The following is a 19,352-nucleotide window of genomic DNA, read 5'->3' as shown; positions in this document are numbered from 1 at the left end:
AAGTCGCGTTCTTGAAGAGTAAAGAAATGCGTACGGGTTTAGTGCTTAAGGCAAATAATTCGAGAGCTCAATCAGGTTGCCATCAGGATCTCGAATATAAGCAGAGACAATTTTACCCGTCGCACCCGTTCGCAGCACTGGTCCCTCTTCTATGTCTATTCCGTTCGCTTTGGTATGTTCGATTACCTCAATCATTGGTGTATTGGTAATAAAACAAAGGTCAGCACTACCCGCTTGCACGCGCTTTGCTTTTGGTTCGAACTCATGACCTAACTGGTGAAGGTTTATCTTTTGATTACCAAATGACAACGCTAGGCGACCTTCTCCGAATTGGATAGGCTTCATACCCAATACGCGCTGATAGAAATCTACCGTTATCTCTATATCTTTAACGGTTAATACCAAGTGATCTAAATGACTGATTTCCAAATTAATCATCCTTGTGTTGTCGATACTGAATATTGCGTGCTGAATGCCGAATGAGGCTAAGCCACATACTCTAATGTCGGACGTGCTAACACAAGATAAGCAAGCAGCCCTACTTCTCACTTTAGTGATTAAAGAGAGCACTGATTGCACTCCCTTTTTAAATTCATCAGAAGGCTTACAAGATGTTCAGACCAAATAGCTCTTTAACATCAAACAACACGGTTTCTGTTCTTTCTCTCGATAGCTGCGTGCCTTGGCGTAAGATATCGATGAGTTGCGCTTTGTCATCCAACAGTTCGGCTCTGCGTGCTCTTATCGGGCGAATCATCTCTTGTAGACACTCTTCCAATACCTTCTTAGTTTGGCCATCCCCTAACCCGCCTCTGCGATAGTGATCTTTTAGTTCATTGACGTACTGAGCGTCAGTATGGAATGCATCGAGATAGGTGAAAACGATGTTCCCTTCAACTTGGCCCGGATCTTCGATTCGTAGATGATTTGGATCGGTATACATCGATTTCACAGCCGCACGAATCTCTTTCTCGCTCGCGCCAAGATTAATCGCATTACCCATCGATTTAGACATCTTGTTCTTACCGTCGGTACTCGGAAGACGAGAAGCATTACTAAGCAGCGGTTTGCACTCATTCAAGATTGGTTTACCCGCGAGCGAGTTAACTTTTCTCACGATCTCGTTCGTCTGTTCTAGCATTGGCAATTGGTCGTCACCCACAGGAATCAAGGTCGCGTTAAACGCCGTGATATCAGCCGCCTGTGAAATCGGATAAGTCAGAAAACCAGCTGGAATTGAGCGACCAAACTCCTTGTTTTGAATTTCACTTTTAACGGTTGGGTTGCGTTCCAAACGGGCAATAGACACAAGGTTGCTATAGAACATGGTGAGTTCAGCCAGTGCTGGCAATTGTGATTGGAGGCAGATCGTGGTTTTTGTTGGGTCGATACCTACCGCTAGATAATCAGCAACAACGTTGAGGATGTTAGATGAGACCTTTGAGGGATTATGAGCGTTGTCGGTAAGCCCTTGCATGTCAGCGACCAATATCGTTTGGTCGTGAATATGCTGCAATGAAGTCCTCTGCTGAAGTGAGCCTACGTAATGCCCCAAATGCAAAGGGCCAGTCGCTCGGTCGCCAGTGAGAATAATTTCCGGTTTGTTCGTGCTTTGAGGTGTTTTCATGATGTATCTCCAAGTTAAAAAGGCTACTGGAGATAAAAAGAGGCGACATTTTTAGTGACATTCTTAGCTACCGTCCAGCAGCTAAAGAATGTGAGTATTCCGTGCTGCTCTAGATAGAGCACCACCAAAAGAAAAATGACGTTGAAGCGGAAGTAAATTTCATTATTAAAACCTACCAACAATAATGGTTAACGACAACCCTTTTATTGGTAGACAATAAAACTAACGTACCGAAACCAGTTTTCGATGCGTTTTAAAACAAAAACCATTGAAGCGATATATCGTAAGTAAATGTATTAATTACATAAATCAATAATTCTAGAACGCATCGCTTGATTGACGTTAAAGTGAGCATTCAAAAATTCAAGCTGTGCCAGAGCCGATTCCGCCGTGCGTTCGTAGCCTTGAGTAAAGGTTGGCAGTAACTGAGCAAACTTAGGGAAGCGCGCTTCTAGCCTTCTATCAGACATAAACTCATCGACGAATTCAGGTTGTGAGCTTTCCGTTTGATCCACAAGATCGATCAAACGATCGAGTGCGTAAGATTGGACGAACCGACTGCCCGACAGCTTTTCACCTCGGTTATAGCGAGACATACCCACGTAAAGATTGGTGAGAGCTTCACCTATGATCCAGTCTTGGGAATTAGCCTCTACCGCTGTCTTTTGTGGTGGAATACAACACTGAGTATCAAAGTCGGCTTCCTGCCAAACAATGCGACCTTCAGCAAATGGAATATGCGCTAATTCGTGTGGTTCGAATACCGCAAACTCACAGAATATTCCATCGGCATAAAGTACTTTGTAGCCATCGATGGTGTTCCTTATGGCATAGTCGATTGGAAGAATGTCAGATAACCAATGCAAGCTGTCTAAGAAATATTGCTTGTGCCCCGTTTGCACTATTGCGAAGAAATCCACGTCGGAATATCGATCCAATCGCTCCGTTTCAATGCCAACAGAACCTAGCCCTAATAAAGCATGCGCCTTACCAGAAGCTTTCAAAGATTCCCCAATCGCATCTAAACGCTGTAAGAGTTTTTCTGGTGTATTTGGACTTAGTGTATTTGGCTGTAGCGTTTCTACTTCTTTATCAGATTGAATCATTTTATCTGCTTGCATCACTCTATCCCTATCAAATTGAATGCCACTCAACCTAACTGATAGTTAGAACACCTATGAAGCCTAATTTATAAAATATGTGTTTGAGATAACGATCTGCGCAAGTTATTGCTTCGTTTCAACTCATCAATCATCCGTCTTTCTATCCAATTTACACCGATGACTTAGCTAAATAAGCTGCCATTTCTTGCTCTGGCACCATGCCTCCGCCAGTCGCCCATACAAGATGCGTGGCATTGGCTAGCACCGACTCATCAATTTCTAGACGAGCAAGGTATTCTCTATTCTGTTCAACATGAATCACGCCCGGCATACCCGCGAGTGCTGAAGGCTCCAATTGAATACCCTCCACTTGGTTCAGTTCACCTAACAATTGATACATACGTTCGTCGGTTAACGTGTAATAGCCGTCGAGTAAACGTTCCATAGCTCGACCAACAAAACCAGAAGCACGGCCAACTGCAAGCCCGTCTGCTGCGGTTAGATTATCAATACCGAGATCTTGGACCGCGATTTCGTCATGCAAACCGGTATGGACACCCAACAACATACAAGGCGAATGGGTCGGCTCAGCAAAAATACAGTGTACATGGTCACCAAAAGCCATCTTCAAGCCAAATGCCACACCACCGGGGCCGCCACCGACTCCACATGGCAAGTAAACGAACAGTGGATGGTCTTCATCGACCAGAATCTGCTGCTGTTCAAGCTGTTGCTTTAGTCTTTGCCCCGCCACCGAGTAGCCAAGGAACAGGGTTTGTGAGTTTTCATCATCAATGAAAAAACATCGAGGATCTTGTGCTGCTTCTTTGCGACCTTGTTCTACCGCAACACCATAATCTTGTTCATACTCAACAACGTTGACACCATGCTCACGCAGTTTGTTTTTCTTCCACACTCTCGCATCAGCAGACATGTGAACCGACACTGTAAAGCCTAACTTGGCACTCATGATGCCAATCGACATGCCTAAGTTACCCGTGGACCCTACCGCAATACTGTATTGTTTAAAGAAGTCACGAAATTCAGGTTCGAGTAACTTACTGTAGTCATCGCTCTCACACAGTAACCCAGCTTCAATGGCAAGCTTCTCGGCATGCGTTAGTACTTCATAAATACCACCACGGGCTTTGATTGAACCTGAAATCGGCAAGTGACTGTCTTTTTTCATCATCAAACGCCCTTTAATAGGCTGCTGACAATGCGCTTGCAATACTGATTTCATAGATGGAATGTCAACAAGCTCAGACTCGATGATGCCATCGGTCACTTGTGTTTCAGGGAATGCCTTCGCTAGATAAGGGGCAAACCTTTGTAATCTCAGGCTTGCATCTTGAATGTCATCTTCGCTTAACCCCACATAGGGTAAACCTTGCTCTAACGTCGTGATGTTTGGGTTAAACCAACTCACTTCTTCTAGCGCTATAAGTTGTTTTAACAACGGGAAATCGTTGGTGAGCTTGTCTATATTTAACTCACTTTTGGGGTTCAATTCAGTCATGGGTGACCTTCTCTGGTATAGCGCCATCATCTCTGGTACACAGCAATCTGCGCTCGTACAAACATTTGATTTTGAGCCTATTAAAACGGTATTTATTCAAGTATTCAATGACCTGTAGTTAATAGACTTGCTTTGATCGATACGTCTTACAACTTAATTGCTGGCCACTGTCTTGATGTATTCACTAGGCGACAAACCAAATTTTCCTTTAAAGCGCTGACTAAAACGTCCTTCCGATTGATAACCGCAAGACTGAGCCAACATCGCAACATTCTGCTGTCCGTTTTGCATCAGATAAAGCGCGTGACTCAACCGAACTTCAGCCAACACCTCACGATATTGCATACCTTCCAGTTTTAGCTTTCGGATCAGTGTCGCGCGGCTCATCGCAAAACGCTCCGCCACCGACTCTAGCGGATGCTTCTCATCTGGTGAATGTGAAAGATAATGGCTGAGCTTTTGGCTAAACGAGACGTTGGCACTGACAAAGAGTCGATGCAACACCCCTTTTTCAGCCAGTTGCTGGTATAAGCCCTGCAACCAAAACTGTTGAGTCTCTTTGCTCATGCTCTGTGTATCAAACGAAAACAGCGCGTTGAGTGAGTCTTGTAAGTTTCGGTCCGCTTGCACTGTAGGCAACCCCAGCTCATTCGACCGTTCCTCACTTAAATCAAGCATCGCCTGAGAAGGTTGGAATTGAAAGCTGAATACTCGCGACAAGAAGCGCCCTTTGTGGGGCATGTTTTCAAAGCTTAGCGAAGCTGATGCCTCACACAGCAAAAGCTCAGAATGTGAGAGTTCTGCCGCTGAGTCTTTCCAAAACAGGCGCTTACTGCCTGTAATGATCTGAATGATACTAGGGGATAGAATCCTCACATTACGCAGCTTTTGTAACTGCTCTGCACGAAAGATCGTCACTTGGTATTGATGATTCATCTCATCCCCTTGTTTACTTATTATCAACGTGTATAAGCTATTAACGCGTATAAGTTGCGGTCAGTTTCGCTTTGTCTAAAGCCATACTGTTCAACGTGAATCCAACCACTGCCGACGGCGTATTTTCGTCTAGATTAAGCTTATCCGTTGGTAATGCCCAAACCGTGAACTGGTAACGGTGCATGCCATCTTTTTCAGGAGGACAGACGCCACCGTAGCCAACTGTACCGTAATCAATGCGACCTTCTTTGCCACCGATTTTAGATATATCGACGCCGCGAGGTAGCTCGTTAACAGTCGCAGGGATATCAAACGCAACCCAATGCCAGAAACCACTTTCTGTCGGAGCATCTGGGTCATACGCCGTGATTGCAAAGCTTTTGGTTCCTGCTGGTGCATCTTTCCACATTAACTGTGGTGATAGGTTATCGCCGTCACAACCCCAACTTGAGTATTCAAAAGTCTTCGCCATTGGATGACCTTCTTGAATATCGTTGCTGGTTAATTCGAACGCCTGAGCAGAGCCCGCAGCCAAAATACTGATTGCCAATACTGATTTGATGATTAGTTTCATGATGGTTCCTCTTATTTGGTATGAGTTGAGTATAGTCCTTCCCACATGCTTAATAATGACAATAAGTACACAATTATCTAATTTATTGGAATCAAATGATACTTACTGTAATTTCATCTTATTATTTAAAAGCATGATCCACTCGACAGTTTGTTGTTAAGGGAGCACTTGTTGACATTCAGGTTACAAATCTAACCCAAAAGTCTTTAGACTCGCCTCACGACTTTTAATGAGAATGATTGGATGCGCAGGTTTACCTTAGCCCTTTGCTTGACCTTTTGGCTCCCAACTTTAGCCAATGCCCAAAGTTTGCAAGACAAGTGGCAAACCCTGTATCAACTGACCTGGCAATCATCCCCAATCTTAGTATCTCAACAAGAGTTGGCTCAGTACCCAAAAGTTCTGCTTCATGAAAGTAGCCGTTATCCTGATTTCAACCAATTCAGTTGGGACGACATCGCAACGTTAGCCTCAATACAAGATCACTGCCAAGCAATTGAAAACAGTAACCCTTCATTACATGATGCCATCGAGTTTGAGCTCGCTCTGTGTCAGCAACAAACCTTGGATTCAATCTGGTTCGCGGCACACTCAAAACGACACCCTGCTGGTGGTAGCTTCGCTGATCGTTATGTTGCTCGTTACCCAGAAAACAGTGAACAGATTCATCCTTTTTTGATTATCAGCAATCCTTTGCATCCGTTATTTTCCAAGCTAGAAAACTTAACCGCACAAGGCAGAGAAGCACTGCTCAATGGATACCGCGCTTGGCAACAAGGTGATGTGCTTTGGTTGAGTGGCGAACAAGGTTGGAAAGCAATTCCATCGGAGGTTTGGAAACCTATTGCCGAGCAACAAGAAGTGACCTTGTCAGCCGAAAGCTGTTCTTTTCGTTACAGTAACCTGTGCCTGAGCGAGTCGAGCAACGACAACCTGATCATGAAAACGTTGATCTTTACGTTGCTGTTAACATTGTTTTCCGGACTCGGTAGAGTCTTGTACCTAAGAACAAAACAACGAAAAGAGAGGCAGTTCGTTTTACAGCTTCTTACTCATGAACTGCGCACGCCAATTACTAGCCTTGGTCTAACCGTTGAGATGTTCAGAAATCGTTACGACGATTTTCCCGATGAGACCCAAGGGGCAGTTTGGCGTTTAATCTCTGACTATCAAAGGCTCTCTCAACTCACCGAAAACAGCAAAGTGTACCTAAGTTCGGATCAGTCAGAGCCTTTGTTAAAGCAAAACGCATCATTAGAAGAGTGGCTTGATCATGTATGTGAAAAGCACAATATTTCTTATCAATGTGAAGCGCGTGAAGTTGAACTGAACCTTCCCTATTACTGGCTAACCATCTGCTTGGATAATCTAATCAAGAATGCCAAACAACACGGTAAAGGTAAGGTTTTAGTAAAGGTCGAACTCGGAGACAAGCTGACTATTGAGGTACAAGACGAGGGGCACTTCCCTTCGCCGATACAACGACTCATTTCTCGTGTCACGCCAAGTGAAGCGCACAAACTGGATAACATGGGCATTGGCCTAACTATTGTCGAGCACTTGATGAAGCAAGCGAATGGCCGCCTTATTATTCTTCGTAACCCAACCCGATGTATTCTGGAAATTGCTTATGAACACCCTACTGCTGATTGAAGACGATCAACTGCTTGGACAAGGCCTCGTCAGCTTCTTTGAATCCAATGGTTACCAATGCCTTTGGGCGAAGGATTCAGGGAGTGCCAGTAAGCAGTGGTTTCGAGCCGATCTTGTGATATTGGATCGACAGCTTGAAGATGGTGACAGCTTGCAACACCTTCCAAACTGGTTGCTCCTCAAAGCACTACCGGTGATTGTGTTAACCGCCAAAGTAGAAGTTCAACAACGTGTTGAAGGTTTAATGGCGGGAGCCAAAGATTACGTGACTAAGCCATTTTCGAACGATGAATTACTCGCTCGAGTCATTACCCAACTTCGTCCGTTAGGTGTGAGCCTCTTAAATTACGCAAATATTCAGATCAACTTGTCGGAACGGATCGCTTATCTGAATGAAAGCCCAGTCACGTTGAAACCTAAGGAGTTTCAGCTATTGGTACTGTTTGTTCAGAACCAAAGTCGTGTGTTTCACCGAGATGAATTACTCAATAAAATTTGGGGTTATCAGGCCTTTCCTAGTACCCGAACTATTGATAATCACATACTGCGCTTACGCCAGAAGCTGCCAACATTGAATATCGAAACACATCGCGGCGTTGGTTACCGCTTGGCCGGGGAATCATAATGAAAGTCACTTCGTTAACCGCACTGCTCTGCACCTGGTCACTCGCAAGTCATGCGGCATGGTTTACTGACACGCCATTGCAGCACACCTATCAATCTCTGCTTGATGACCAACCTCAAGTTGCGTGGCAAGAGCTGCAAATCGCACTCGATCAACAAACACTCGATAGTGAGCTTTGGCTGCCAGTCAAACAAGAGATATTAAGCCAGACTCAATGTGGAACCTCACTAAAACAAAGTGCTGAGCCGAAACACCACATTCAAGTCAGCTTCATTCGACGCTATGGCCTGTCGTCGCACGGTTATCAAATCAAAGTCTCTGCCGAACAGCTCAATAAAGGCGTAGAAACCCAAACTCTTTCTTTAGTCTCACCTAAAGGAAAAGTCCTTCTCGATGGACAACTCGCTTCCAATAATGAGTATCAAGAGATTGAAACCAATGAAATGTTCATCAAACCCGAATCTGGTGTTTATCAACTAAAGATAGGTTCAAATCACTACCCTATTATTATCGCTTTAAATGACAGCAATCGATGGCTGACGCTTGAGAGTAAACTCAGCGAACCACATATCGTGCTCTCGCCTCCAAAGGTGATCGACAACTGCCCTGACGCTAATGTGAGTTGGCAATGGTTTGATGAAAACTACAACCTGTTAGGTTACAAAGTGCCAATCAAAACAGCGCAAGCACCCGTTCCCACAGAAGGTCCACTTGGAACCAAAGCCAAGCACTTAAGTGCTTCGGTTGAAATGTTTGAATACCAAGGCGCTATTGAAGTCCAATATGTGCAACGCGTCGCCGTGCCTTTCTAATGGAACACCACTAGAGCCAAACAAAAAATAGAGACATATAGGTGACAAAGCACTAGCGCTACTTAGGTGTAATAACCGTACTTACCCTTTACGGAATCTAAATATGCTCAGCGTACGTCACCCACTCACTCTTTCTACTTGTGCCATTGTGGCTCTAACAACAGCTTGTCTGTTTTCATCCAATGCACAAGCGAGCCAAATAACGCTCACCAGTAATAGCAGCGTTAGCGGCAGCAGTATTCGCGACAACGCTAACGCCACTAGCAGCAATACCGTCTCTATATCATCGAATACTCTAGAGATAGATTGGAACGGCTTAAGCGTTAACAGCGCTGCTCTCACCGTTGATAACCAACCACAGAAAGCGACCAATCTGGTTATTGGCTTTTCCGATAAAGCTGACTCAGCAAAAATCGCCACTTGGACCTTAGTACCCAGTGGGATAAACGTTGAGGCAGAGCTTAACCAAGACCAGCTCACTTTTCAGTTCAGCTTGCCTTCAAATATTCAGGTGAAGCGACACGATCCCATCGAGTTGGCGTGGTTTGATCTTGCCGAACAACAAACTCAGACACTATTTCTTCCGTTTAGTGAAGGTATGCGTGTGCCTACTGATAACAAGCTTTGGGCAAGCTATCTCGTCGGCAACCATTCTGGAAGTAACACTACTCAAGACTTGAAGATGCCTTTTTGGACAGTACAGCAAAACAATCATTTCATTAGCTATCAAATGGTTAATGCAACCAACAATCAACTGCTCTTTTCAGATGCATCCTCTGATACTTCCTCAAATTCAAAGACCAAAATTGATATGAAGGCATCACACCAATTTACGATGCTCAATCAATCACAGCCATTTATTGTTCGTATCACCCTTGGAGACTCGTGGTTAGATGGAGCGAAACACTACCGCGATTGGCGCATCGAAAATGGCCTTTCTGAAACACTGGTTGCTAAACAAAAGCGTAATCCGGATGTGAGTAAGCTAATCGGTGCAAGCCACGTTTACCTATTTGGCAAAGACCCATTGAGCATCCAAGATGTGAGCGACTGGTGGGGATTGAAAACATGGTATCTAGAGGGCTCTAAACTTCGCGTTTCTGCGGAAGCGAAAAGAGAGCTGTCGTCACTCTCCAAGGGCAAAGATTGGTTCAGTCAGTATCACAAACAACTATTGTTGGACTCTATTAGCCAGTCATTGCAGGTGTTATATCCTGTTGGTAATCCGACACTCGAAAACAACACGATCAAAGCTCAATACATGGCAGCGCAGAATAAGAAAGATTGGTTGGTTGAACACGCCTCCTCCTACCTAAACTCGTCAGAGACTTGGGGGCAAGCATTGTCTTCAGACATGGTCGCTAATCTAAATAAAGCAGGTTTAAACAAACTGTGGCTAGGATTAGATAATTGGATGCCAGCATTCTATCAACCTAACGCCGTGGCTATGGCAAAACAGTCCGGATATCTGGTCGGTACTTACGATTCCTACAACACAGCCATTCCTGCGAAGCTCAATGACAACTGGCTAACCGCTCAATTACCAGAGCCAATGCGTCAGAGTTGTGCCATTGAATTGGCAGATGGCAGCCTAAAAAAAGGGTTTAGAGGTAACGGATTCTATCTAAATCCGAACTGCCATTTAGAATACGTAAAACAGCGCGCTCAAGACATTATGAGATTCGGCAACTTCAACAGCTTGTTCTTAGATGTTGATGCAACCGCTATGGCACGTGAAGATTACAGCGGCTCTATAGACAATCATATCAAGAGTCATAGCTACAGCAATGGAAATGGCAATACAAACGAGTCGGACATGCTTTCTGCCTTCAACAATCGAATGCAGTGGCTTAGCGAGCAACCATCGTTACTATTAGGATCTGAAGACGGCAACAGCCTAACAACAAAAGGCATCGCGTTTGCACACGGCTTAGAAACGGTTGGTTTTGGTTGGACAGACAAAGATTTGAAAGAGAACCACCAATCTCCCTATTACTTAGGTCGTTGGTACCCAGACCACAAGCCCGACTTCTTCTTTAAGCCGGCTAAGGTTAAAGAACCCTACAAGTCGCTACTGTTTTCGTCTCAATATCGAATTCCGCTTTACCAAGCCGTTTTCCATGATGAAGTAATCAATACACACCATTGGCATTCAGACAGCCTCAAGTTCACCAATGTGCGAGCAAATCGAGACTTAACCGCCATGCTGTACAACACACCACCAATGGTTCACTTAACCAGAGATGAAGCTTTATCAAGTTCAAGCCCGAGAATCAAAGCACTCAAACACTATCAAGATGGCTTTGAACCGATGCACGAACAGTTATGGGATAAACAGTTAGTCGATTTCGACTGGTTAGATAAGAACGGCGATGTTCAACAAACCGAGTTCAGTGACGGGAGTAAGATCATTGCCAACTTCTCCAGCAAGGCATTTCGTCACAACGGTATCGATATTGCTGGCCTATCGATCAAAGCTATATTGGCGAATGGGCAAGTCCTCGACTGGCAGCCCGATCATAGTTAGCTTCGATACGGTTTAGACAATAACGAATAATAGGAAGCCTAAGCACTTAACCGCTAAGGTTTACCCCGTTACTTTTGCTTCCTATTTTGAAAGGCAGTCAGTAGATAGTCGATAAAGACCTTCTTACGTTTCGGCATCAACTGCCTGTCTGCATACACTAGGCTTACTGAAACTTCCGGCATCTCATATTCAGGTAATAAACGAATCAGCTTACCTGTCTTGAAGTGCTCACGACAAATGAATTCAGGAAGCACCGCTAAGCCAAGCCCATCAACACACGCTGTTAAGCATGCCGTGATAGTATTCACCCGCAACTGACACGGCAGATCGATCAAAATCGACTCACCGCCTTCCAATTGTAAATGCCACTTGGGCAGGCGCGCCGCCTTATTTACCACCTCAATCATTCGGAATGGCGGTTTAAGGTCATTGGGCGAAGATATTTCACCGAACTGTTCTAAATACTCAGGGCTGGCTACCAATACACGCTTCGATGTTGTGAGGTAGCGAGAAACCAAGCTCGAGTCCACTAGCTCACCAATTTGCGCGTAAAGATCGATCCCCTCCGCAATGATGTCGACTTCTCGATTCGTCAGTTCTAAATTCAAAGTCACGTTTGGGTGCTCTTTTAGGAAGCTGTGGATGTATGTGGCTAATACTTGATGCCCCAATTCAACAGGCAACACAACGTTCAACTGCCCTCGGATCAAATCCTGATTGGCAGAAACCTCTAGCTCAGCTTGGTTCATGATCTCGTGCATTTGCACGCTCGATTGATAGAAGCGCTCACCCTCCGGCGTTAAGACTAAACTTCGTGTCGAACGAGTGATCAACCTCACACCTAGGTGCTGTTCCAGCTCGTCAAGCTTTCGGCTGACGGTCGACTTGGTCATGTTCAATGCCTCAGCTGCGTGCGTGAAGCTTCCGCAATCAACAACTTGCGTAAAAACAGTCACAGCATTTAAGTCCATCATACTTCTCCCAAAACCCTATTAGTAAGATTATTGCAACAGTGTTTTCCTTTTTTCCTATCTTATCAATCAATCGAATTCATTTACAATTCGTTACATCTAAATAAAAACAAAATGAGAAATAAAAATGACAGATAACAACAACGCTTCGCAAACAGTAAGCACAAAAAAACGTAAAAAAGCTCCGCTTATTGCTACTGCGATCATGCTGTCATTGGGTTTAGCCGGCGCTGGATACTGGTACGGCTATGGCCAGTACTTTGAATCCACCGACAATGCCTACCTGCAAGGCGATATCACTAATATTAGTCCTAAGGTATCTGGCTATATTGTTAAGTCTTACGTGAGTGACAACCAACCAGTAAAAGAAGGTGATTTGTTGGTTCAAATCGATGACCGTGATTACCAGTCAGCACTCGCTCAGGCCAATGCCCATTTAAGCGTGGTGCAATCAGACGTAAAAAATCTAGTGGCACAACAAACATTACAACGTAGCAAAATTAACCAAGCAGAAAGCCGTGTCGATTCCGCACAAGCTGAATACGAACGTGCTATTCAGCAAGTGGTACGCTCTCGTAGCTTACTAAAACGTAACTACGCGTCTCAAGATGAAGTCGATAGCATGGCTGCACAGCAAAAAGTCACTCAAGCAGATCTCGAAGAAGCAAAAGCAAACCTCGTTGCGACCAACGATCAATTAACCGTTATTGCTAGCGAGATAGAACAAGCAAACGCATCGGTGACTGAAGCTCAAGCGCAAAGAGATCAAGCTCAACTTAACCTTGATTACACCAAGGTCTACGCGCCAGCAGATGGTGTAATTGGCAAACGCAGCGTACGTGAAGGCTTGTTGATTCAAGCAGGCGCGCCATTGATGAGTTTGGTACCAAACAACCAAGTGTGGATCGAAGCTAACTTCAAAGAGACACAGCTAAGTGGCATTCACAAAGGTCAAACGGTTGAAGTTGAGCTAGACGCCTTTCCAGGCCAGCCACTTGAAGGCGTGGTAGACAGCTTCTCCCCTGCGACTGGCGCTAAGTTCGCGCTGCTGCCACCTGAGAATGCAACCGGTAACTTCACTAAAATCGTTCAACGTGTACCGGTGAAAATTACTATTCCTGATCAGCAAGAATTGAAAGGTCGATTGCTTCCTGGTTTGTCTGTGGTAGCGACCATCGATAAACGAGGCTAGACCATGAGTAACACTGATGTTGTCACCCAAACTAATGATGATGGAGAAGTTTCAAGACGCCATTGGATCGCCCTATTTGGCGGTTTGATCGGTGCGTTTATGGCGATATTGGATATCCAGATCACCAACTCATCTCTTAAAGACATTCAAGGTGCGCTGTCAGCCACCTTAGACGAAAGTTCGTGGATCTCTACCTCTTACTTAGTTGCCGAAATGATCGCTATACCGCTCAGTGGTTGGCTATCTAAAGCGCTCGGTAAACGCCGATATATTACCTGGACGACGGCCATCTTCACCATTTCATCTTTGCTGTGTTCGTTTTCTTGGAATATGACCTCGATGATTGTATTCCGCGCGATGCAAGGCTTCAGTGGTGGTGCTTTAATCCCGCTTGCTTTCTCGCTAGTGATTCAGTTATTGCCTGTCAATAAGCGCGCTGTGGGCATGGCGCTGTTTGGTGTTACCGCGACGTTTGCTCCATCGATCGGCCCTACTTTTGGTGGTTGGTTAACAGAGAACTTCTCGTGGCACTATATTTTTTACATCAATATTCCGCCCGCTCTGCTCGTGATCACCATGATCCGTTATGGCTTGGACGATGAAAAGCTCGACCTTGGTACGCTGAAAAAGGCCGATTGGTTTGGTATAGCCACCATGGCGTTAGGGTTGGGCTGTCTAGAAGTAGTGTTAGAAGAAGGTAACCGTGAAGAGTGGTTCAGTTCGAGCTTCATCATAAGCTTGAGTATCGTGTCGGCGGTGAGCTTGGTTTACTTCGTGATAAACGAACTCCAACACAAAAAGCCATTGGTTAACCTTCGGTTATTGCGGGATGGGCAGTTTGCGATGTCCTGTATCGCCTATTTGATTCTAGGGATGGCATTGCTTGGCTCTATCTATGTTCTGCCGATGTATCTGACTCAAATTCAGCAATATAACGCGATGGAAATTGGTGAAGTGCTAATGTGGATGGGTTTCCCACAACTTCTGATATTCCCAATAGTACCTAAGCTGACGCAAATCATTAAGCCTAAGTACTTAGTGACCTTTGGTTTCGCGATGTTCGGTTTCAGTTGTTACGTGAATACACATATGACGATTGATTTTGGTGGCCAGCAGCTGATTTTGTCTATGGTTCTGCGTGCTATCGGTAGCCCATTTATTATGGTTCCGCTGTCTTTGGTTGCCATGAAGAACATCAGCAAAATGGACACGCCAGACGCATCAACGTTAACCAACGTGATGCGAAACTTAGGTGGTGCTTTCAGCATCGCGATTATCGCTACGCTGCTCGACAACAAAACTCGTGAGCATCTTGCACATATCAAAGAGTCGCTGCCTTCAGTGAGTCAGTTAGGTTGGCAGACACTCAAAGATCAGCAAGCGTTCTTTATCCAATCAGGCAGTGATGCCGCGACAGCAATGCAACAAGCGCAAGCAAGCCTGTTAGGAACCATGCAACGTGACGCCGCTATCATGGCCTATAACGATGTGTTCTTAATGATGACGGCGTTCTTGGCTCTCGCTGCAGTATTGATTTTGAACATGCGTGATTAACGCTAGAGTTTCGGTAAATAAACCTGAAGTATAGAACAGCCTTCGAATATAAACTCGAACAATGAAATAGAGAGGTAAGCTTATCGGCTTGCCTCTTTTTTATTTCCAAAACACGTATAACCGAACAAAAATCAGGTAAAAGTAACCTGCGTTTGAAGGCTTTCATAAATGTTTTAATTACCAATAGTTTATTGAGTGTTTGTATGTGATATAGTCACCTTGACAATGTGCAACTTGACACCTAAATTAAAAGTAGCATTTGGTATTGAGGAAAATGGATTTGACCTTACCACCTGACCTACGAGTTTTAATTGTCGACGACTCCAAGAGTGCAACTATTCTTATAAAGCAGCAACTCTCGAGCTTAGGCATTTCACATGATTGCATCTTTATCGCGACCGACTATCGACAAGCCATTAAAGCGGTCGAGACGCACTCTTTTCATGTACTCCTCATCGATTATCACTTAGAGCAATCCTTCACTGGGTTTGAGCTTTTGGGGATTCTGTATCGAAATCGCCTAATAGACCACACTGTAGCGACAATCTTGCTCTCTGGGGATATGCGTCAAGAAACGGTATTAACTGCCCTTTCTGGTGAGGCACACCATTTCGTATCTAAACCGATTCATACTCAGAGGTTAGGTAAAAAGATCCAAAGTGCTGTGTCCGTGTCGAAAAAACTCACCCAACTTAATGATTTATATCCAATCTCCACTCAAGAGAGATTAGCTCAAGCTTTGGCGGTCTCCCCTAATGGCACCAGCGTCCAGTTCGAAGCGACATTGATTGAACATTTAATTTCAGGTAAGAAATGGCAGTTGCTGTCTAACGTCATTAACAACTCGAAAACCAACATGCACCCAACAAAATTAGTGGCTGAAGCGCTAATTCTCGATAGCTTAGGCAAGCCAAATTTAGCCATAGATAAGCTCCACAATTTTTTGATAGCGCAGCCACTCTCATTGAGCGTTATTGATTGCTTAAGCTGTATCTATGAAAAACATAAGATGCTGCTGCCTGCTCTTAAATTGGCGATTCGTGCATTTGAAATGACACCAAGTATCAGCCATCGTGCAATTAGGGCGATCGACTTAGCTGAGAACGCAGATAACACACATATGATCATAAAGTTAGGTGAGATGTATGCGACCCACATTTCAGCTGCTGACATTGATGTCATCCATTCCATTGGTGCGCACTTTAATTCGTTAAAAGCAACGTATCAGCGCGAGACGCAACTAAAGTACAAACGTATTTTGCTTGAGCACGCCAACCAATTCACCGAGTTGGTAAACCTGAAACTTCCGGTAAAACAACAGCAGCAAGTTTTGGCCAGCCTTGCCCTATTTCAGAGCAGCATATTGCTCATCGAAAATAGCCCTCAGGTTGCCCACAAAAAAGTGATTAGAGCTTCGACACTGTTAGCGAATAATTTCCACAGCCAACCAACTTATTTGCTTGCTCAACTATTACCACTGCTCGCCCACTTTGGTGAGTACTCTCTTTATCATTTAGCCGTGGAATGTCTAAAATCTCGTGGAGAAGCAGTAAGCCACAAACTTGAGTCCAAAAATGTCGACCCTTCAACTTGTATAAACATTGAAAACTTTGGCTCGATCCAGGAATTAAAAGACTACATTCACAGTTACCCATATTCAGTTGCCGCCAAACTTGACTATATATATGCCGTCCATAAAGCTCATATAGATGAGAAACTTAGCGACGAATACGTAGAAGAACTGACTCAACTAGAACTTCCACCAAGATGGAACCAATGGATCAGTGACTCATCACGCAACGGTTTTTCTACTAAGCCGCCCAATCCATTTTCAACATGCAGCCGACAGGAGTCCACATGCTAGATTTTGATGCTTTAAACGCTTACTTAGATAACGACAGAGACGTAATTTTCGCTGTGTTATCAACGTACCAAGAAGATCACGGAAATTCATTACAAGAAATAGAAGAATTAGTACAACAGAAAGACTGGGGCAAGCTTCATTTTACTGTGCATACTTTGAAAGGAATATTGGCTAGCTTTGGCGAAGAGACAGCAACGGTCGCTCTAGAGAATGTGGAACAAAACACATTCAATAAGCTGGCGCCTCAAGCTGACGATCTCTCCGTCATATACAGCGAAATGAAGATCATCAATCAACAAATCGATGAAGTACTCAGCACTTATTAATCAATTCACTGAGGTTTATTAGTAATAGATTTTAACCTTGGCTAATAGCTTTTAGTTTGGGATAAATCTCTAAGTATGAGTAATAACTTTCGAGCTTTACACGGCGACCAATGTCAGCGGAACAGGTTAAAGAGCAGAGGTACTTTGGAAACATGGAACCTCGACTCTTGCCATTTTCTCCTCATTATTCCCTGTCAATTACAGAGTCCAAACACACCTATAAATTCACCTCACTTATCTACATATAACGATGCATAACACTTGCTTTATAAACACTGCATGTTCATGTTTTATCTGCAATAACCTCCCTCTCAATAAGATGCAACTTAGTTAAATATTTGTAGTTCTTTTTGTGACAAAAACATACGAAATTGCATTTTATTTATTGGTAAAGAAGAAACTGTTATCTACACTCTAATGAAACCAAGCGTTAATCACTTGGTGGCATAATAATAAAATAAAACGTTCAGTCGGCTAGATAAGGACAAGGAAATGAACAACGATAGTTTTGCTGCGTTTCAGGGGCTCACGGATGAAACACCCATTACCGAATCATTTTCTACCAGTGCAGACCCTTATGCTCATTATCTGAAAGATATTGTTGGCATTGATCTGCTGTCACGTGAAGATGAGGTGTATTATGCAAAATTGAATCGCGCGGGTGATAAAAAAGCGCGTGATGTCATGATCGAATCAAACCTGCGCCTTGTTGTGAAAATCGCAAAGAGTTACCTAAAACGTAAAGGCAATAATTTCACCCTGCTCGACCTGATCGAGGAAGGCAACATTGGCTTGATTAAGGCCATCGACAAATACGATCCAGAACCAGGTTATCGTTTTTCAACCTATGCTGTGTGGTGGATCCGCGAAAACATTGAAGCCGCACTGATGAACACGGGTCGAACCGTTCGATTGCCAGCCCACGTGTGTAAAGAAATAAACAGCCTCGCCTCAAAAAAGCTTGATGTAAGCAAAAAAATGAGTAAAGAGGTTTCAATTTCTGAGCTATCAGACAGTTCAGGTGTTAAGGCCGAACGCGTCGATCAATTGGTGGCATTAAGCGGGTTTATTGACGTGACGACAACGGTTGGAACTAGCCATGCGCCTATGGTGCTTGATCAATGCGAAAGTGAATATATCCCCGACCCTCAACAAGATTGTGAAGACCAATCATTTACACATGCGCTAGAGCAGATAATAAACACACTGCCACCTAAATTGCAGAAGGTTCTTATTCACCGTTTTGGTTTCTTCGATAACAAGGTGAAAACGCTGTCTGAGGTCGGACAAATGTTGGATGTGAATGTTTCTAACGAGCGTGTTAGACAAATGCAGAAAGAGGCAGTCGAGAGGATTCAAAAACGACTCAAATTTGATGGTTGGGTGTAAGTCGTAACCCAGTTGAGAATTAGTTGAAAATAACGTTAAGCCAAAACAGCAACGTAATTAAAAAAAACAACGTAAGTAAAACAAAGAACCTTTAGGGTGAGCCTCCAAGCTTGCCCTTTTTGTTTGCAGATTCGCTAGAAAAACAAAAAGATCTTAAGCACACAAACCCAAAGTCGCTAATGGCGAAGGAAAATTGCCACAGCATTAACTTACCTTAGAGAAGTGACTCGCTCACTGCGCAAAATGAGATAATTGATATAAGTGGTTTCAAGACAATCTTGTTCCCACACTGATAAAATCCGTTTGGCCGCAAAATAATAATCTTTGTTTCTCAACAACATCCCAACGGTGCGGCTAAGCTTTTCGAATCGAACGTGATCGCTCGCAGAGATGTAGTCATCTTCACTTTCAATAATGGGTGCTAAACCATCAGCAAACCAATTATTCAATATTTCTCGCATCTCCAATTCGGACTCAGGCACATCCACACTCGACAACTCACGATGTTGAGGTGGTGGCACTATGTACTTCGACGCTTGCGGTGAACTGACATAACGATACATGTCGTTCCTCCTTCATAATTGACTCTTCTAATAATTAAGGACATATTTACCTGTTCTCAAGTTTAATTAGCGAAACAAGCAACAAAAACAAATTAAAAAAAGCCATGTATCAATAAC

General features: G+C 44.0%; 17 protein-coding genes. 9 read left to right on the top strand and 8 right to left on the bottom strand.

The window, feature by feature from the left end:
• Nucleotides 1-45 precede the first annotated feature (45 nt).
• The 6 genes from OC193_RS18205 to OC193_RS18180 all read right to left on the bottom strand — a co-directional run bounded on the left by OC193_RS18205 (nt 46) and on the right by OC193_RS18180 (nt 5,759).
• Nucleotides 46-429 (bottom strand): VOC family protein, encoded by a 384-nt coding sequence (locus OC193_RS18205; protein WP_048660245.1) that lies wholly within the window; start codon nt 427-429, stop codon nt 46-48.
• 175 nt (nt 430-604) lie between these two features.
• Complete coding sequence (gene trpS, locus OC193_RS18200) at nt 605-1,627, bottom strand: tryptophan--tRNA ligase (protein ID WP_048660246.1); 1,023 nt, start codon at nt 1,625-1,627, stop codon at nt 605-607.
• Nucleotides 1,628-1,923: 296 nt separating this feature from the next.
• Entirely contained in the window at nt 1,924-2,748 is an 825-nt protein-coding gene (locus OC193_RS18195) for a hypothetical protein (RefSeq protein WP_048660247.1), read from the bottom strand.
• Nucleotides 2,749-2,899: 151 nt separating this feature from the next.
• Complete coding sequence (locus OC193_RS18190) at nt 2,900-4,279, bottom strand: D-serine ammonia-lyase (RefSeq protein ID WP_048663500.1); 1,380 nt, start codon at nt 4,277-4,279, stop codon at nt 2,900-2,902.
• Nucleotides 4,280-4,402: 123 nt separating this feature from the next.
• Entirely contained in the window at nt 4,403-5,185 is a 783-nt protein-coding gene (locus OC193_RS18185; RefSeq protein ID WP_048660249.1) for a helix-turn-helix transcriptional regulator, read from the bottom strand.
• Nucleotides 5,186-5,225: 40 nt separating this feature from the next.
• A complete protein-coding gene (locus OC193_RS18180; protein WP_048660250.1) occupies nt 5,226-5,759 on the bottom strand; it encodes a YbhB/YbcL family Raf kinase inhibitor-like protein in 534 nt (177 codons plus the stop codon).
• 243 nt (nt 5,760-6,002) lie between these two features.
• Between OC193_RS18180 and OC193_RS18175 the strand changes: the two genes are divergently transcribed.
• The 4 genes from OC193_RS18175 to OC193_RS18160 all read left to right on the top strand — a co-directional run bounded on the left by OC193_RS18175 (nt 6,003) and on the right by OC193_RS18160 (nt 11,376).
• The gene (locus tag OC193_RS18175) at nt 6,003-7,412 is read left to right on the top strand and encodes an ATP-binding protein (protein WP_048663499.1); all 1,410 of its coding nucleotides are present in this window, start codon (nt 6,003-6,005) and stop codon (nt 7,410-7,412) included.
• On the top strand, nt 7,390-8,037 hold the full coding sequence (locus tag OC193_RS18170; protein ID WP_048663497.1) for a response regulator transcription factor: 648 nt from the start codon (nt 7,390-7,392) through the stop codon (nt 8,035-8,037). The genes OC193_RS18175 and OC193_RS18170 overlap by 23 nt, the downstream gene beginning before the upstream one ends.
• Entirely contained in the window at nt 8,037-8,849 is an 813-nt protein-coding gene (locus OC193_RS18165) for a DUF2861 family protein (protein ID WP_048663496.1), read from the top strand. The genes OC193_RS18170 and OC193_RS18165 overlap by 1 nt, the downstream gene beginning before the upstream one ends.
• A 103-nt stretch (nt 8,850-8,952) precedes the next feature.
• A complete protein-coding gene (locus OC193_RS18160) occupies nt 8,953-11,376 on the top strand; it encodes a glycoside hydrolase (RefSeq protein ID WP_048663495.1) in 2,424 nt (807 codons plus the stop codon).
• Between the two features lie 68 nt (nt 11,377-11,444).
• Here the strand turns inward: OC193_RS18160 and OC193_RS18155 are convergent, their stop codons facing one another.
• Nucleotides 11,445-12,347 carry a LysR family transcriptional regulator gene (locus OC193_RS18155; protein ID WP_048663494.1) on the bottom strand — a complete coding sequence of 301 codons (903 nt, stop codon included), beginning with the start codon at nt 12,345-12,347 and terminating at the stop codon, nt 11,445-11,447.
• A gap of 127 nt (nt 12,348-12,474) precedes the next feature.
• Here OC193_RS18155 and OC193_RS18150 point away from each other — a divergent pair, with 127 nt between their 5' ends.
• The 5 genes from OC193_RS18150 to OC193_RS18130 all read left to right on the top strand — a co-directional run bounded on the left by OC193_RS18150 (nt 12,475) and on the right by OC193_RS18130 (nt 18,672).
• The gene (locus OC193_RS18150) at nt 12,475-13,539 is read left to right on the top strand and encodes an HlyD family secretion protein (RefSeq protein ID WP_048663493.1); all 1,065 of its coding nucleotides are present in this window, start codon (nt 12,475-12,477) and stop codon (nt 13,537-13,539) included.
• Nucleotides 13,540-13,542: 3 nt separating this feature from the next.
• Nucleotides 13,543-15,093: an MDR family MFS transporter gene (locus OC193_RS18145; RefSeq protein ID WP_048663492.1), complete on the top strand. Its 1,551-nt coding sequence runs from the start codon at nt 13,543-13,545 to the stop codon at nt 15,091-15,093.
• Nucleotides 15,094-15,367: 274 nt separating this feature from the next.
• Complete coding sequence (locus OC193_RS18140; RefSeq protein ID WP_048663491.1) at nt 15,368-16,957, top strand: response regulator; 1,590 nt, start codon at nt 15,368-15,370, stop codon at nt 16,955-16,957.
• On the top strand, nt 16,951-17,283 hold the full coding sequence (locus OC193_RS18135; RefSeq protein WP_048663490.1) for an Hpt domain-containing protein: 333 nt from the start codon (nt 16,951-16,953) through the stop codon (nt 17,281-17,283). Before OC193_RS18140 ends, OC193_RS18135 begins: the two co-directional genes overlap by 7 nt.
• 492 nt (nt 17,284-17,775) lie before the next feature.
• Nucleotides 17,776-18,672 (top strand): sigma-70 family RNA polymerase sigma factor, encoded by an 897-nt coding sequence (locus OC193_RS18130; RefSeq protein WP_048663489.1) that lies wholly within the window; start codon nt 17,776-17,778, stop codon nt 18,670-18,672.
• 209 nt (nt 18,673-18,881) lie between these two features.
• Here OC193_RS18130 and OC193_RS18125 read toward each other — a convergent pair whose 3' ends face one another.
• A complete protein-coding gene (locus OC193_RS18125) occupies nt 18,882-19,235 on the bottom strand; it encodes a hypothetical protein (protein ID WP_017072193.1) in 354 nt (117 codons plus the stop codon).
• Between the last annotated feature and the right edge of the window lie 117 nt (nt 19,236-19,352).

The organism is Vibrio crassostreae (assembly GCF_024347415.1).
Classification (GTDB): domain Bacteria; phylum Pseudomonadota; class Gammaproteobacteria; order Enterobacterales; family Vibrionaceae; genus Vibrio; species Vibrio crassostreae.
This window is presented reverse-complemented; position numbering and strand designations above follow the sequence as displayed.

Bases quoted from the DNA above. Each gene is read 5' to 3' on its own strand.
- OC193_RS18165 (WP_048663496.1), top strand. From the start codon at position 8,037: ATGAAAGTCACTTCGTTAACCGCACTGCTCTGCACCTGGTCACTCGCA.
- OC193_RS18175 (WP_048663499.1), top strand. From the start codon at position 6,003: ATGCGCAGGTTTACCTTAGCCCTTTGCTTGACCTTTTGGCTCCCAACT.
- OC193_RS18150 (WP_048663493.1), top strand. From the start codon at position 12,475: ATGACAGATAACAACAACGCTTCGCAAACAGTAAGCACAAAAAAACGT.
- OC193_RS18160 (WP_048663495.1), top strand. From the start codon at position 8,953: ATGCTCAGCGTACGTCACCCACTCACTCTTTCTACTTGTGCCATTGTG.
- OC193_RS18170 (WP_048663497.1), top strand. From the start codon at position 7,390: ATGAACACCCTACTGCTGATTGAAGACGATCAACTGCTTGGACAAGGC.
- OC193_RS18180 (WP_048660250.1), bottom strand. From the start codon at position 5,759: ATGAAACTAATCATCAAATCAGTATTGGCAATCAGTATTTTGGCTGCG.
- OC193_RS18195 (WP_048660247.1), bottom strand. From the start codon at position 2,748: ATGCAAGCAGATAAAATGATTCAATCTGATAAAGAAGTAGAAACGCTA.
- OC193_RS18145 (WP_048663492.1), top strand. From the start codon at position 13,543: ATGAGTAACACTGATGTTGTCACCCAAACTAATGATGATGGAGAAGTT.
- OC193_RS18130 (WP_048663489.1), top strand. From the start codon at position 17,776: ATGAACAACGATAGTTTTGCTGCGTTTCAGGGGCTCACGGATGAAACA.
- OC193_RS18185 (WP_048660249.1), bottom strand. From the start codon at position 5,185: ATGAATCATCAATACCAAGTGACGATCTTTCGTGCAGAGCAGTTACAA.
- trpS (WP_048660246.1), bottom strand. From the start codon at position 1,627: ATGAAAACACCTCAAAGCACGAACAAACCGGAAATTATTCTCACTGGC.
- OC193_RS18135 (WP_048663490.1), top strand. From the start codon at position 16,951: ATGCTAGATTTTGATGCTTTAAACGCTTACTTAGATAACGACAGAGAC.
- OC193_RS18155 (WP_048663494.1), bottom strand. From the start codon at position 12,347: ATGGACTTAAATGCTGTGACTGTTTTTACGCAAGTTGTTGATTGCGGA.
- OC193_RS18190 (WP_048663500.1), bottom strand. From the start codon at position 4,279: ATGATGGCGCTATACCAGAGAAGGTCACCCATGACTGAATTGAACCCC.
- OC193_RS18125 (WP_017072193.1), bottom strand. From the start codon at position 19,235: ATGTATCGTTATGTCAGTTCACCGCAAGCGTCGAAGTACATAGTGCCA.
- OC193_RS18140 (WP_048663491.1), top strand. From the start codon at position 15,368: ATGGATTTGACCTTACCACCTGACCTACGAGTTTTAATTGTCGACGAC.